We start from the raw sequence: 12,726 nt of genomic DNA, 5'->3' as shown, positions 1-12,726 counted from the left end.
CGCGACCGCGGATCAGTCCAGCTTCGGCATCTCGCCGGTCGTGCGGGTGACGTCGATGACGGAGAACGCGGCGCCCTGCGGGTCGCCCACGGCGGCGAACCGGCCGAACGGGCTGTCCATCGGCCCGAAGTGCAGCTGCCCGCCCAGGCGTTGGACGGTGGCGACGGCCGCGTCGCAGTCCTCCACGACGAAGTAGACGTTGATGTACGAGGGCACTTCCGCCGGGAAGTCCTTCGTCATCTTCATCCGGCCGAGGACCGGCTGTCCGCCGAGCTGCCACACCTGGAAGTCGACGTGCTCGTCGGCCATCGTCTTCGCGTCGTACGGGAACACGGTGGTGAAGAACGCGTCGGTCTTGTCAGCGTCACGGACGGTGACCTCGGCCCAGCAGAAGGCCCCCGGCTCGTTGACCTTCTCGAAGCCCGCGTGCGTGTCGGGCTGCCAGACGCTGAACATGACGCCGCCGGGGTCCTGCGCGGTGACCATCGTGCCGAACTCGCCGACCTGCATCGGGTCCATCATCAGCGTGCCGCCCGCGCTCTTGATCCGTTCGGCGGCGGCCGCGACGTCCGGGGAGGCGAGGTACAGGTTCCAGGCGGCCGGTACGCCCGCCGGGGTGCCGGGCATCTGCGGGGCGAGGGCGGCGACGTGCTTGCCGTCCGCGGTCTTCGCCTGCGTGTAGTTGCCGAACTCCTCGGCGCCCGGATCGTAGGACCAGCCGAACAGCTCGGCGTAGAAGGCCTTGGCGGCCTCCAGGTCGGCGAACATGGCGTCGGCCCAGACCGGGGCCCCTTCGGGTTGTGCGGGCATGTCGCGGAGCCTTCCGTGCGGGCCGGACCCGGGGTGGCCCGGCGGCTTCGGATCCACGCTAGGCGCGCCCGGCACGGGACGCGATCCGTGGCTCAGGCGCGCGGGGCCCCCGCGTCGAGCGCCGGGGCGACGAGGTCGAAGGCCTCGTCGAGGAGGGCGACCGGGTCCGGCGCCGTCTCGCTGGCACTCCAGCGCTGGAGGACCACGTGGAAGGCGGTCAGGGCGGTGCCGGCCGCCAGGCACGGATAGAGGTCGGCGGCGGCGTCGCGGCCGGTGCGCCGGGCGAGCTCCTCGGCGAGTTCGTCGCGCCAGCGGTCCTGGCGCTCCAGGAAGCGGGCGAGCAGCGCGGGGGTGCCGAGGATGAGCCGCACGACGCGCAGGGCCCGCTCGGAATGGGCGGCGCAGGTCGTGACGGGGACTCGTACGGCGTGCCGGAGCGCCTCCGCCGGGGGTTCGCCCGCGGGCCGCCCCGCGAGCGCGTCCCGCATGTCGGTGCCCATGTCGGCGAGGAACTGGACGACCACGTCCTCTTTCGAGGCGAAGTAGCGGAAGAAGGTCCGCTTGGAGACGCCGGCGGTCGCCACGATCTCGTCGACGGTGACGCCGTCGAAGCCCTTGAGGGCCAGCAACTGCAAGGCAGCCTCGGTCAGTTCGTCCGAGACGAGCTGACGCTTGCGCTCGGCGAGGCTCAGGCTCGGATCAGGTCGCGCACTCACCCGGGCATCGTACATGCCGTGCCAGAGATGACACCAAGGAGCGAAGTGACACCAAGGTGCGTCTTGACACCAAGTGCCATCAGAGTCAGCCTGTGCCACATGACACGGAAGCAAGAGCAGAAGCGTCAGGAACACCGGGTCGACAAACCGATCGCCGACCAGACCGGCCGGGTGCACGTCGTGACGGGAGCCTCGGGTGGGCTCGGGCTCGCGACCTGCCGGGCGCTCGCCCGGCGCGGCGCCCGCGTGGTCCTCGCCGTACGGGACCCCGAGAAGGGCCGACGGGCCGCCGAGCGGATCACCGCCGAGACGCCCGGTGCCCTGCCTGAGGTGCGCCCGCTCGACCTGGCCGACCTCACTTCGGTCCGCGCGTTCGCCGACGCCCTCCACACGGACCACGCCCACATCGACGTGCTCGTGAACAACGCGGGCATCATGGCGCCCCCGTACGCCACCAGCCCCCAGGGCCACGAGCTGCAGTTCGCCACCAACCATCTCGGCCACTTCGCCCTCACCGGGCTGCTCCTGGACCTGCTGGCCGCGGGCACCGACCCGCGTGTGGTCACCGTCAGTTCCCCCAACCACCGCCAGGGCCGGCTCGACCTCGACGGCACGGGCGCCTACTCCCCGATGGGGCGCTACAACCGGTCCAAACTGGCGAACGCCGTCTTCGGCCATCAGCTGCACCTGCGCCTGACGGCGGCGGGCAGCAAGGTGCGCAGCGTGCTCGCGCATCCCGGCTACACCGCGACGGGCCTCCAGCACGGCGCCCCCGTGCGGACCGTACGACTCCTGTACGGCCGCCTGCTGGCCCCGCTGGCGCAGTCACCGGAGGCCGGAGCACGCTCCCAGCTGTACGCGGCGACCGAACCGAGCGTCACCGGCGGCGAGTTCATCGGGCCGGGCGGCATGGGCGAGTTGCGCGGCGACCCGACGCGGGTCCCGCTCGCGCCGCGCGCCACGGACGCGGACTCCGGACGCCGGCTGTGGGAGCTGTCCGAACGGCTCACCGAGGTCCGCTACCCGCTCCCCGACCCCGGGACATCCTGAGGAGGCACCCGCCGCTCTGCTGTCGGCCGAGTCGCTCGCACCGTGCGGGCGGCGGACGGCAGGATCGCCGTATGCGACCGACCTTCGTTCTCGTGCACAGTCCGTCCGTGGGTCCCTCCACCTGGCGCCCGGTGGCCGAGCGGCTCGCCGCGGCGGGCCACCTGGTGCGGCTGCCGTCGCTGCTGCACGTGGCGGACGGCGCGCCACCGTTCTGGCCCGCGGTCGTCGAGGCCGTCCGCGAGGATCTGCGTCACCTCCCGGCGGGCAGCCCGGTCGTGCTGGTGGGGCACAGCAACGCGGGCCTGTTCCTGCCGGCGATCCGCGCGGGCCTCGACCACCCGGTGACGGGCTCGGTCTTCGTGGACGCCGCGCTTCCCGCGCGGACCGGTCCGACACCGGTGGCGCCGCCCGAACTCCTCCGTTTCCTGCGCCCGTTGGCGGTGGACGGACGGCTGCCGCGCTGGACCGACTGGTGGGACGAGGCCGACGTGGCGCCGATGCTGCCCGACCCGATGACGCGGCGCACGGTCGTCGAGGAGCAGCCGAGGCTCCCCCTGTCGTACTACGAGCAGGAGATCCCGGTCCCCGCCGACTGGGACGACCACCCGTGCGCGTACCTGCTGTTCGGCCCGCCCTACGGTGACCAGGCGGCCGAGGCGCGCGCCCGGGGCTGGCGCACGGCGCGGCTGCCCGGCGAGCATCTGCACCAGCTCGTCGACCCGGACACGACAGCCCGACTGATCATCGAACTGGCCGCGCCCTAGGGCCGGTTCAACGGCGGGTGGCGACGACGAGCCGGGCGCGCGGGCTGCCGTCGGGCCGCTCCCCCAGTTCCGGCAGCGGGTGCAGCGCCACGTCGAAGCCGGCCCGGTCCAGTTCCCGCCGGACGTCGCCGAGGCGGAAGGTGCGGTAGTACATGACGAACGGCGGGCGCCACAGCGCGTTGCGCACCCGCATGGCTCCGTCGAAGCCGAGCATCGCCCAGTAGCCCCAGGATCCGGGCCGCGCGGGCGCGGGCAGCGGAAAGGCGAACTGCCCGCCGGGGCGCAGGACTCGGCAGACCTGGGCGAAGAGTTCCGGCTGCCGCTCCGGCAGGAAGTGGCCGAACGCGCCGAAGCTGACGACGAGATCGAAGACGGGTCCGAACGGCAGCGCCTGCGCGTCCGCGCGGACGTACGCGGCGTCGGGTTCGGCCTCGCGCGCGACCTGGAGCATGCCCGCGCTGAAGTCGACGCCGACGGCGCGCACCGTGCACACCTCGCGCAGCACGCCGAGTCCCGCGCCGGTGCCGCAGCACAGGTCGAGCCCGGTGCCGTACGGGCCGAGCTCACGCAGGGCGCGGGTGACGGGGGCGAGCACGGCGTCGGGCGTGCGGAAGGGGGTGCGGTCGAATTTCGGCGCGAGCAGGTCGTAGCCGTGCTCGACCGAGGAGAGCGCCTGAACGGCCAGCTCGCGGAGGGTGGGGCCCTGGGAGGTGAACATCGCGGCTCAGCATAGGCGGGCCGCCCGCCCAAGAAGAGTGCCGCGCGACGGGGTCGGGGTGGTACGGTTCCTGTGGTACGTGCGCAGGTCCGTCGGATCGCCGGTACCGATTTCCTCTTCTCTTCTTTCTGCTTCACCTTCTGTTTCGCCACTGCGTCATCTGTGCTTCACGCACATGTTCTCATCGCGCTCAGTCTGCGCGTTCTCCCTGGTCACGAGCTTCTGTCGGGCTTCGCCCGGCCCTGCGCCAGGTCTCTCCCGGCCGGGGGCGTGTTCGTTCCGCCCCGCTGTCCGCCGGAGCCATCCCCACCGCATTTCCCCGCACGTCGTCCGTCCTCGAAAGGACCCTGATCGACCATGACCACCATCGCACCCGAGAAGCCCGGCACGACGACCCCCGTGCGGGCCCGCGGCGTCCTCGACATCGGCCCGAACGGGGCCGGGTTCCTGCGCGCCCCCGATCTGCTCCCCACCTCCCACGACGTCCAGGTCCCGGCCGCGCTCATGCGCCGACTCGCCCTGCGCAAGGGCGACTTCGTCGACGGCACGTGCGCGAGGCCGCACACCCTGACGGCCGTGGACACCGTCGACGCGCTCCCCGCCGACACCGCCCGGCACCGGCCCCGCTTCGCCGATCTCACTCCCCTGCACCCCACCGAGCGGCTGCGCATGGAGAGCCCGGCGAGCGGGCTCGCGGGCCGGGTCGTCGACCTGTTCGCGCCGGTCGGCAAGGGGCAGCGCGGCCTGGTCGTCGCGCCGCCGCGCACCGGCAAGACCGTGCTGCTCCAGCAGCTCGCCGCGGCCGTCGCCGCCAACCACCCCGAGGCCCACCTCATGGTCGTGCTCGTCGACGAGCGGCCCGAGGAGGTCACCGACATGCGGCGCTCGGTGCGCGGCGAGGTGTTCGCCTCGACGTTCGACCGTCCCGCCAAGGCGCACATCGCACTCGCCGAGCTCGCCGTCGCCCGCGCTCAGCGGATGGTAGAGCGGGGCCGTGACGTCGTGATCCTGCTCGACTCGCTGACCCGGCTGTGCCGGGCCCACAACAACGCCGCGGCCGCCGGTGGCCGCACCCTGTCGGGCGGCGTCGACGCGGGCGCCCTCCAGGGGCCGAAGCGGCTGTTCGGCGCGGCCCGCAACACGGAGGAGGCGGGCTCCCTGACCATCCTCGCGACGGCCCTCGTCGAGACGGGCTCCCGCGCCGACGACTTCTTCTTCGAGGAGCTCAAGAGCACCGGGAACATGGAGCTGCGGCTCGACCGCGCCCTCGCCGACCACCGGATCCACCCGGCCGTGGACCTCGACCCGTCCGGCACCCGCCGCGAGGAGCTCCTGCTCACCGCCGAGGAGACGGCCGCCGCACACGCCCTGCGCCGCGCCCTCGGCCGGCGGGACGACCGGGCCTCGTACGAGACGCTGCTGGAGCGCATGCGGCAGACGCCGGACAACGCGGCGTTCCTGCGCCAGGTCCGCTCCACCGTGCCCGGCGCCTGACGGCGACCCGCGGATGCGTAATACTCGAAGCATGAATGCGAGGATTACCCAGCCCGGGGCCCGGCCCGACGTCACGGTCCGGCGCGCCGTCGCCCGCGACGCACGGCGCCTCACCCGCATCGTCCGGGGCTCGCGCGCCTACGAGGGCCACTACGCGGCGATGGTCGCCGACCACCGCGTCACCTCCGGCTACATCGAGGCGCACCGGGTCTTCGCGGCCGTGGACCGGGCCGAGGGCCGCGTCCTCGGCTTCTACGCGCTGCTCGTCGACGCGGCCGAGCTGGACCTGATGTTCGTCGCGGACGACGCGCAGGGACTCGGCGTCGGCCGGCTCCTCGTCGACCACATGCGGTCCGAGGCGCGCGCCGCGGGCCTCGATCGGGTCCGTGTCGTCGCGCATCCGCCCGCCGAGGGCTTCTACCGTGGGATGGGCGCGCTGCGCACCGGGACCGTCCCCGCACAGCCGCCCGCGGTCGGCTGGGAGCGACCCGAACTCGAATTCGCCGTTCCGGACGGCGTCTGAGGGGTTCCCGATCCGCCGCACCCGGCGCACACTCGGGACGTCGGAATGGGGCAAGGAGGCCACATTGGGCACGCTGGACAGCGGACAGGCGGGCGCCGACGAGGCGTTCGACGTGATCGTGGAGATCCCGCAGGGCTCCCGGAACAAGTACGAGATGGACCATGAACTGGGCCGGATCCGGCTCGACCGGATGCTCTTCACGTCGACCCAGTACCCCGCGGACTACGGCTACGTCGACGGCACGCTCGGCGGCGACGGCGACCCGCTGGACGCGCTCGTACTGACCGGCGGCGACGCCACGTTCCCGGGCTGCGCCGTCGAGTGCCGGGCCATCGGCATGTTCGTGATGAGCGACGAGAAGGGCCCGGACGAGAAGATCCTCTGCGTCCCCGCCCACGACCCGCGGCACCGCGCAGTCCGCGACATCGACGACATCCCCGAGTTCGACCGTCTGGAGATCACCCACTTCTTCGAGGTCTACAAGGACCTGGAGCCCGGCAAGTCCGTCGAGGGTTCGCACTGGGAGGGGCGCGTGAAGGCGTACGAGGAGATCGCGCGGGCCCGCCGGCGCCGTACGGCCGGCTGACGCCCGGCCGCATGTGATCTTTCCTACGTGCGCGGAGTGCGTCTATGCAGTCACGCTCCGGCCCCTCTAGGGTGGGCGGGCCGTGGTGTTCGGGAAGACCGGTGACAACCCCTCAGGGGCCAAGTCCGGAGCGGCCCTCGCCACTGTGATCGGGTCTCGTGCCCCCGCCCTCGGGCGGCACGAGGCGCACCGCTTCATCACGCCACTGGCGGCCCCGTGCCGCTGGGAAGGCCGGAGCGGTGTCGCTCGCCCGTAAGCCAGGAGACCGGCCACGGCATCTCACGAAGTGATCCACGAGGTGCTGGAGCGTGATCGGCTTGACCCTGCCCGCGAACTCCCCGACGAGTCCGCCGTCCGCCTACCGATGGCGGCGCGAGGACACCCTGCGCACAGCGGGCCTGATGGCGGTGATCCTCGCCCTGCACGTCGTCGCGTTCGGTGTGCTCTTCCTGCTCGTCGTCCCCGGTCACTACCGGGTGGACCACAAGGCGTTCGGCATCGGGCTCGGCATCACGGCGTACACGCTGGGCATGCGGCACGCCTTCGACGCCGACCACATCGCCGCGATCGACAACACGACCCGCAAGCTGATGGCGGACGGCAAGCGTCCGGTGTCCGTGGGCTTCTGGTTCGCGCTCGGTCACTCCAGTGTCGTCGTGGTCCTCGCGGCGCTGGTGGCCGGCGGCACGGCGCTCGCGACCACGCTGACCAGTGACGACTCACGTACTCACCAGGTCCTCGGGGTCGTCGGCACGACCGTCTCCGGCACGTTCCTGTATCTGATCGCCGCACTGAACCTGGTGGCCCTGCTCGGCATCATGAAGGTGTTCCGGGCGATGCGCGGCGGCTCGTACGACGAGCGGGAGCTCGAAGCGCACCTGGACGCACGGGGGTTCATGAACCGGATCCTCGGCCGCTTCACCCGTTCCATCACCCGGCCCGGCCAGATGTTCCCGCTGGGCTTCCTGTTCGGGCTCGGCTTCGACACGGCGACCGAGGTCACGCTGATGGTGATGGCGGGCAGCGGCGCCGCGGCCGGACTGCCCTGGTACGCGGTGCTGTGCCTGCCGCTGCTGTTCGCCGCGGGCATGAGCCTGTTCGACACGCTCGACGGCACGTTCATGAACTTCGCCTACCAGTGGGCGTTCTCGAACCCGGTCCGCAAGGTGTTCTACAACCTCACGATCACCGGACTGTCCATCGCCGTCGCCTTCTTCATCGGCACGATCGAACTCGTGGGCGTGCTCCACGAGAAGCTCGACCTGACCGACGCGGTCACGGGCTGGATCGCCGGCCTCGACCTCGACAACGTCGGGTACGTGATCGTCGGGCTGTTCGTCGTGGTGTGGGTGGCGGCGGTCGCGTACTGGCGTCTGGCGAAGGTCGAGCAGCGCTGGTCGGCGCGGCTGGCCGACAGCGGCGGCGCCGGCTGAGCGGGCCGGACGGGAGGTCTCCGGCCGGGCCCGCGCGCGCATCGCGTACCGTCCGGCGGGAGAGCCCGCCGGACGCCGCGCCCCCGCGTCCGTCGCCCCCGCGTTGTCGCCCCTGCACGGAGGAAGCCCCATGAGCACGGCCCGCCTGCCCCTCGACGGCATCACCGTCGTCAGTCTCGAACAGGCGGTGGCCGCCCCGTTCGCCACGCGCCAGCTCGCCGATCTGGGGGCGCGGGTGATCAAGGTGGAGCGGCCGGGCGGCGGCGACTTCGCGCGCCGCTACGACGAGACGGTGCACGGCCAGTCCAGTCACTTCGTGTGGCTGAACCGGTCCAAGGAGTCCGTCACGCTCGACGTGAAGACGGCGGAGGGCCGCGAGGCACTGGAGCGGCTCCTGGCCCGCGCGGACGTCTTCGTGCAGAACCTGGCGCCGGGCGCCGCGGCCCGCCTCGGCCTGTCCGCCGCCGCGCTCGCCGAGCGGCACCCCTCCCTCGTCGTGTGCGACATCTCCGGCTACGGCTCCGACGGGCCGTGGTCGCACCGGAAGGCGTACGACCTGCTGGTGCAGTGCGAGACCGGCGTCGTGTCGGTGACCGGCAGCCCGGAGGAACCGGCGAAGGTCGGGATCGCGATCGCCGACATCGCGGCCGGCATGTACGCCTTCTCCGGGATCCTCACGGCGCTGTACGAGCGCCGGGACACGGGAGTGACGCGCTCGGTCGAGGTGTCGCTGTTCGAGGCGCTGGCCGAATGGATGGGATACCCCGCGTACTACACGGCGTACTCCGGCGCCCAGCCGCCGCGGGTCGGCGCGGCGCACGCGACGATCGCCCCGTACGGGCCCTACCCGGCGGCCGACGGGCGGACGGTGCTGCTCGCGATCCAGAACGAGCGGGAGTGGGCCGCGTTCTGCGCGCACGTCCTGGACGACGCGGCGCTCACCGACGACCCGCGCTTCCACCGCAACTCCTCCCGGGTCGCCCGGCGCACCGAGCTCGACGCCATCGTGACGGCACGCTTCGCCGAGCTGGACGCGGACGAGGTCGTGACGCTCCTTGACCGGGCCGGGATCGCGAGCGCCCGGCTCAACACGGTCGAGGACTTCCTCGCGCACCCGGTGCTGTCCGGCCGCGACCGCTGGCGCGACGTGGACACCCCGGGCGGCCCCGTCCGCGCCCTGCTCCCGCCCGCGACGCCGCGCGGCCTGGAGCCCCGGATGGCGCCGGTGCCCGCGGCGGGCGAACACACCGCTGCGGTACTGGCCGAACTGGGGCTCGACGGCGAGGAGACACAACTCGCGCACAAAACACCCCAATCGGAGCGATAAAGTATCCCGTCAACCCGCACGTGCCCGATCACCCAGGAGTACCTACGTGACCGTAGCCATCGACTCGTCCGAGGCAGCCGTCCCGTCCGGCGAGGACGCCGAGGACACCGGGGGCGCCGTGGTCCCCGCGGCCGGAGAGACCGCTGGGGCTGCTGAGACCGCCGAGGCCGACGGGGCCGTCGGGGCCGTCGGGGCCGTCGAAGCCGGGGCTGTCGTGCCGCCCGTGCCCGCGCCGGCGTCGCCCGCCGCCGGGGAGGAGAACTTCTGGCAGCCCGAGGCGCCCGCCGCGGCTCCGACCGGGGACGCCACCGGCGCGGACGTGGACGCGGAGGCCGGCGCATCGGTCGAGGACGCCGAGGACCTCTCCGGTGAGGTGCCGGAGGCCATCGTCCGGGACGCCCGCGAGTTCGGCGGCTACGCCCGGACCGGCGGCTGGACCTTCGCGCTCAAGGTGGCACGCAGCGTGCGCCCCGGCGGGCAGGCCGCGGGCGAGACGGAGAAGGTCTCGGCGCGCCGGTTCGCTGCGCTCGCCGAGTGCTCGGCCGATCGCGTCATGCGTTTCTACAAGACGTGGGACCGGGCGGCCGACGACGGCCTGGTCCCGCAGTTCGAGGCGCTCGCCCCGGGCGTCGAGGTCGAGCTGCCGGACGCCGACGTGTGGCTGTCGTACTACGTGTCGCGCTCCAGCGCGACGTCCGTGCGCGGCCAGGCGATCTCGGAGGCGGCCGAGGCGGAGGGCATCCGTCCGACGAAGGCGCTGGAGGTCGCGGAGAACCCGACCGCGCTGCGCGCCGCGATCCTCGCCGACCCGGGCACCGCGGAGGCGGCCCGCAAGGCGCTCATGGACCGCCTCGGCGAGGACCCGGTGCTGCGCTCGGGTCTGGCCCGCGACATCGTGCGCGCCGACGAGCTGAAGAAGGCCGTCGCCGAGGAGGCCAAGACCGGGGGCCAACTCGAGTACGTGCGGAAGATCGCCGAGGACGGCCAGGTCAAGACGGCCGCGGGCCAGAAGATCGAGGCGTCGCCCGAGCTGCGCGAGGAGGCCGAGCGGCACCTGTCGCTGATCGACGAGCTGGACGAGGACGAGGAGGCGGGCGAGTGGGCCCGCGAGGCGTACGACACGGTGCGCAACCTCGTCGCCGAGACCGTCGAGAAGGACCCGGAGCTGCGCGTGCAGGAGCGCCGCGCCAAGTTCTACAGCAGCATCTCCAAGGCGACGAAGGCCTTCGAGGAGCTGACCTTCGACGACGTCGCGGAGATCGACGACATCGTCGAGGACGACATGGTGCGGCGCCTGGAGGAGCTCCAGCAGGCGATCGCCGCGTGCCTCACGGCACTCCAGAAGGCACACCCCACCGCCTGACCCCGCCCCGCCGGGCGCGGCCCCACAGTGGCCGCGCCCGGCGTCGGGCGATCTCGCTCCGGCATCCGGCGCCTGAGGCCTCACCACGGACGCCCCCGGCGCCCCCGGCCGGTCCGAGCCGCGCACACTCCAGCAACCGGCGCCCGGCGAGGCCCGCGCATCCAGCCGAGTGTGGGCACCCAGCACCCCCGCCGGTTCGAACCACCCGCCCCAGGAGCCAGCAACCGGCGACCGGCGACCGGCGACCAGCAACTCGACGGTGGCCCCCGCCGGAGCCCTCCCCACCGAGCCCCCGCCTCCGGCCGGGTCGGCACCAACTACCCCGGCGGTTCGAACCGCCCGCGCCCCGGAAGGCGGCGACCGGCGCCGCGCAGGAACTCACCTGTGTCCCCCGCCGGAGCCCTCCACACCGAGCCCCCGCTTCCGGCCGGGTCTGCACCAACTGCCCGGCGGTTCGAACCGTCCGCGCCCGGAAGGCGGCGACCGGTGCCCCGCAGCAACGCACCGGTATCCCCCACCGGAGGCCTCCACGCCAAGCCCCCGCCTCCAGCCGAGTCGGCACCCAACACTCCAGCCAGTTCGAACCACCCGCGCCCCGGAAACCGGCAACCGGCGACCCGCACGGAACTCACCAGCTTCCCCGCCCGGAGGCCTCCACACCCAGGGCCCCACCTCCAGCCGAGTCGGCACCCACACCCCAGCCCGCTCGGACCGCCCGCGCCCCAGAAACCGGCGGTCGGCCGAACTACCCGCCCTCCCCCGCCGGAGCCCTCCGTACGGACGAGCCCCGTACCTCCAGCCGCGTCGGCACCAGGGTTCCGGCCGGATCGAGGCGGCCGTCCTCCAGGACCGCCACCATGTGCTCCACACCGGCCTCCGCGACGGCGCGCGGGTTCAGGCTCAGCGTGGTCATCGGCGGGTCGGTGTGCAGCGCGGTCACGTCCTCGCTGACGCAGACGACGAGCAGGTCGGCGGGCACGTCGAAGCCGGCGCGCCGCACCGCCTCCAGCAGGAGCGGCGGACTCACCTCGGCGACGAGCACCAACGCGTCGGGCGCGGCGGCGCCGGGCCGCCCGAGCACCGCCTCCGTCGCCGCGATGACCGGCCCGTTCCCCGCCTCCTCGGCCCGCGCCACCCGCTCGGGCACGCCCCGCTCCACGCACCACGCGCCGTACGCGGCGAGCGCGTCCCGGTTGAAGCGGGTGTCGGTCGCGGGCACGACGAGCGCGGGGCGCCCGGCCCCCTGCCCGGCGAGATGGTCGAGGACCTCGCGCAGGGCGGCCCCGGCGTCGACGTCCACCCAGTACGCGCCGTCCCTCCCGGCCACCGAGCGGTCGCTGAACACCGGGATCCCGGCGGCGAGGAGGTCGTCGACGATCCGGTCTCCCGACAGCGGGTCGGCGACGACGACCGCGTCGAGGGGCAGGTCGGCCCACTCGTTCTGCACGGTCCCGGCGGGCAGCAGCACCATCGCGTACCCCCGGCAGAGCGCGGTCGCGGCGGTGGACCCGGTCAGCCGGGCCACGTACGGCGACTCCAGGAACGCCCACGGTTCCTGGGCGTACTCCCCGACCACGTAGCCGATCAACCGGGCGCGCCCCGCTCGTAGTTGGCGTGCGGTGGCGTTCGGCCGGTACCCCATGACGCGGGCCGCTTCCTTGACCCGCTCGCGCACGGCGTCCGAGAGGCGGCCGGTGCCGTTGAGCGCGGCGGAGACGGTCGTCTTGGACAGGCCCGTCTCGCGGGCGACGTCCACGAGCCGGACGCGCGCGGGCGGCGGCGCGTGGCCGGAGCGCTGTGAAGGTTCGGTCATGGCACTGATGCTGCCACCCTCACGACCTCAGCAAAACCGTTCCCGCAAAGCCTTGTGCGGGAACGTTCCCGCATCAATACTTCGGTCCACCCCCCGCCCGGCCTCCACTCCGGGAAACCACCACCTGCA

At 73.2% G+C, this 12,726-nt stretch carries 12 protein-coding genes and 1 riboswitch; of the genes, 8 read left to right on the top strand and 4 right to left on the bottom strand.

Going from position 1 to position 12,726, the window contains the following annotated elements; translation table 11 throughout:
• Positions 1-12: 12 nt before the first annotated feature.
• Positions 13-810, bottom strand: coding sequence for a VOC family protein (locus ACZ4E1_RS30935; RefSeq protein ID WP_188340449.1), 798 nt, complete (start codon positions 808-810; stop codon positions 13-15).
• A gap of 92 nt (positions 811-902) precedes the next feature.
• The gene (locus ACZ4E1_RS30930; protein WP_467545696.1) at positions 903-1,541 is read right to left on the bottom strand and encodes an acyl-CoA-like ligand-binding transcription factor; all 639 of its coding nucleotides are present in this window, start codon (positions 1,539-1,541) and stop codon (positions 903-905) included.
• Between the two features lie 84 nt (positions 1,542-1,625).
• Between ACZ4E1_RS30930 and ACZ4E1_RS30925 the strand changes: the two genes are divergently transcribed.
• Both ACZ4E1_RS30925 and ACZ4E1_RS30920 read left to right on the top strand, forming a co-directional pair.
• Positions 1,626-2,576 (top strand): oxidoreductase, encoded by a 951-nt coding sequence (locus ACZ4E1_RS30925; protein WP_467545694.1) that lies wholly within the window; start codon positions 1,626-1,628, stop codon positions 2,574-2,576.
• A gap of 107 nt (positions 2,577-2,683) precedes the next feature.
• The gene (locus tag ACZ4E1_RS30920) at positions 2,684-3,340 is read left to right on the top strand and encodes an alpha/beta fold hydrolase (RefSeq protein WP_467545692.1); all 657 of its coding nucleotides are present in this window, start codon (positions 2,684-2,686) and stop codon (positions 3,338-3,340) included.
• Between the two features lie 7 nt (positions 3,341-3,347).
• On the opposite strand, the gene ACZ4E1_RS30915 is transcribed toward ACZ4E1_RS30920, so the two are convergent.
• Entirely contained in the window at positions 3,348-4,058 is a 711-nt protein-coding gene (locus ACZ4E1_RS30915; protein ID WP_467545690.1) for a class I SAM-dependent methyltransferase, read from the bottom strand.
• A gap of 357 nt (positions 4,059-4,415) precedes the next feature.
• Between ACZ4E1_RS30915 and rho the strand changes: the two genes are divergently transcribed.
• The 6 genes from rho to ACZ4E1_RS30885 all read left to right on the top strand — a co-directional run bounded on the left by rho (position 4,416) and on the right by ACZ4E1_RS30885 (position 10,784).
• Positions 4,416-5,552 (top strand): transcription termination factor Rho, encoded by a 1,137-nt coding sequence (gene rho, locus ACZ4E1_RS30910; RefSeq protein ID WP_467545689.1) that lies wholly within the window; start codon positions 4,416-4,418, stop codon positions 5,550-5,552.
• 31 nt (positions 5,553-5,583) lie between these two features.
• Complete coding sequence (locus tag ACZ4E1_RS30905; RefSeq protein WP_467545687.1) at positions 5,584-6,075, top strand: GNAT family N-acetyltransferase; 492 nt, start codon at positions 5,584-5,586, stop codon at positions 6,073-6,075.
• A 64-nt stretch (positions 6,076-6,139) separates the two neighbouring features.
• The gene (locus tag ACZ4E1_RS30900; protein ID WP_467545685.1) at positions 6,140-6,661 is read left to right on the top strand and encodes an inorganic diphosphatase; all 522 of its coding nucleotides are present in this window, start codon (positions 6,140-6,142) and stop codon (positions 6,659-6,661) included.
• Between the two features lie 66 nt (positions 6,662-6,727).
• Positions 6,728-6,949, top strand: a riboswitch (cobalamin riboswitch).
• Positions 6,950-6,978: 29 nt separating this feature from the next.
• Positions 6,979-8,094, top strand: coding sequence for a Nickel transporter NicT (nicT, locus tag ACZ4E1_RS30895; RefSeq protein ID WP_467545798.1), 1,116 nt, complete (start codon positions 6,979-6,981; stop codon positions 8,092-8,094).
• A gap of 130 nt (positions 8,095-8,224) precedes the next feature.
• Complete coding sequence (locus ACZ4E1_RS30890) at positions 8,225-9,421, top strand: CaiB/BaiF CoA transferase family protein (RefSeq protein WP_467545683.1); 1,197 nt, start codon at positions 8,225-8,227, stop codon at positions 9,419-9,421.
• 46 nt (positions 9,422-9,467) lie between these two features.
• Entirely contained in the window at positions 9,468-10,784 is a 1,317-nt protein-coding gene (locus tag ACZ4E1_RS30885) for a hypothetical protein (protein ID WP_467545681.1), read from the top strand.
• Positions 10,785-11,529: 745 nt separating this feature from the next.
• Here the strand turns inward: ACZ4E1_RS30885 and ACZ4E1_RS30880 are convergent.
• Entirely contained in the window at positions 11,530-12,597 is a 1,068-nt protein-coding gene (locus tag ACZ4E1_RS30880) for a LacI family DNA-binding transcriptional regulator (protein ID WP_467545679.1), read from the bottom strand.
• Between the last annotated feature and the right edge of the window lie 129 nt (positions 12,598-12,726).

This window comes from Streptomyces sp. NPDC025806 (assembly GCF_055558275.1).
The sequence above is the reverse complement of the archived record's forward strand: the minus strand, read 5'-3'. Positions and strand labels throughout refer to the sequence as shown.

What these genes read in the sequence shown, in the direction of transcription:
- ACZ4E1_RS30915 (WP_467545690.1), bottom strand. Translation starts at nt 4,058, where the DNA reads ATGTTCACCTCCCAGGGCCCCACCCTCCGCGAGCTGGCCGTTCAGGCG.
- ACZ4E1_RS30930 (WP_467545696.1), bottom strand. Translation starts at nt 1,541, where the DNA reads ATGTACGATGCCCGGGTGAGTGCGCGACCTGATCCGAGCCTGAGCCTC.
- ACZ4E1_RS30890 (WP_467545683.1), top strand. Translation starts at nt 8,225, where the DNA reads ATGAGCACGGCCCGCCTGCCCCTCGACGGCATCACCGTCGTCAGTCTC.
- ACZ4E1_RS30880 (WP_467545679.1), bottom strand. Translation starts at nt 12,597, where the DNA reads ATGACCGAACCTTCACAGCGCTCCGGCCACGCGCCGCCGCCCGCGCGC.
- ACZ4E1_RS30925 (WP_467545694.1), top strand. Translation starts at nt 1,626, where the DNA reads ATGACACGGAAGCAAGAGCAGAAGCGTCAGGAACACCGGGTCGACAAA.
- ACZ4E1_RS30935 (WP_188340449.1), bottom strand. Translation starts at nt 810, where the DNA reads ATGCCCGCACAACCCGAAGGGGCCCCGGTCTGGGCCGACGCCATGTTC.
- ACZ4E1_RS30905 (WP_467545687.1), top strand. Translation starts at nt 5,584, where the DNA reads ATGAATGCGAGGATTACCCAGCCCGGGGCCCGGCCCGACGTCACGGTC.
- rho (WP_467545689.1), top strand. Translation starts at nt 4,416, where the DNA reads ATGACCACCATCGCACCCGAGAAGCCCGGCACGACGACCCCCGTGCGG.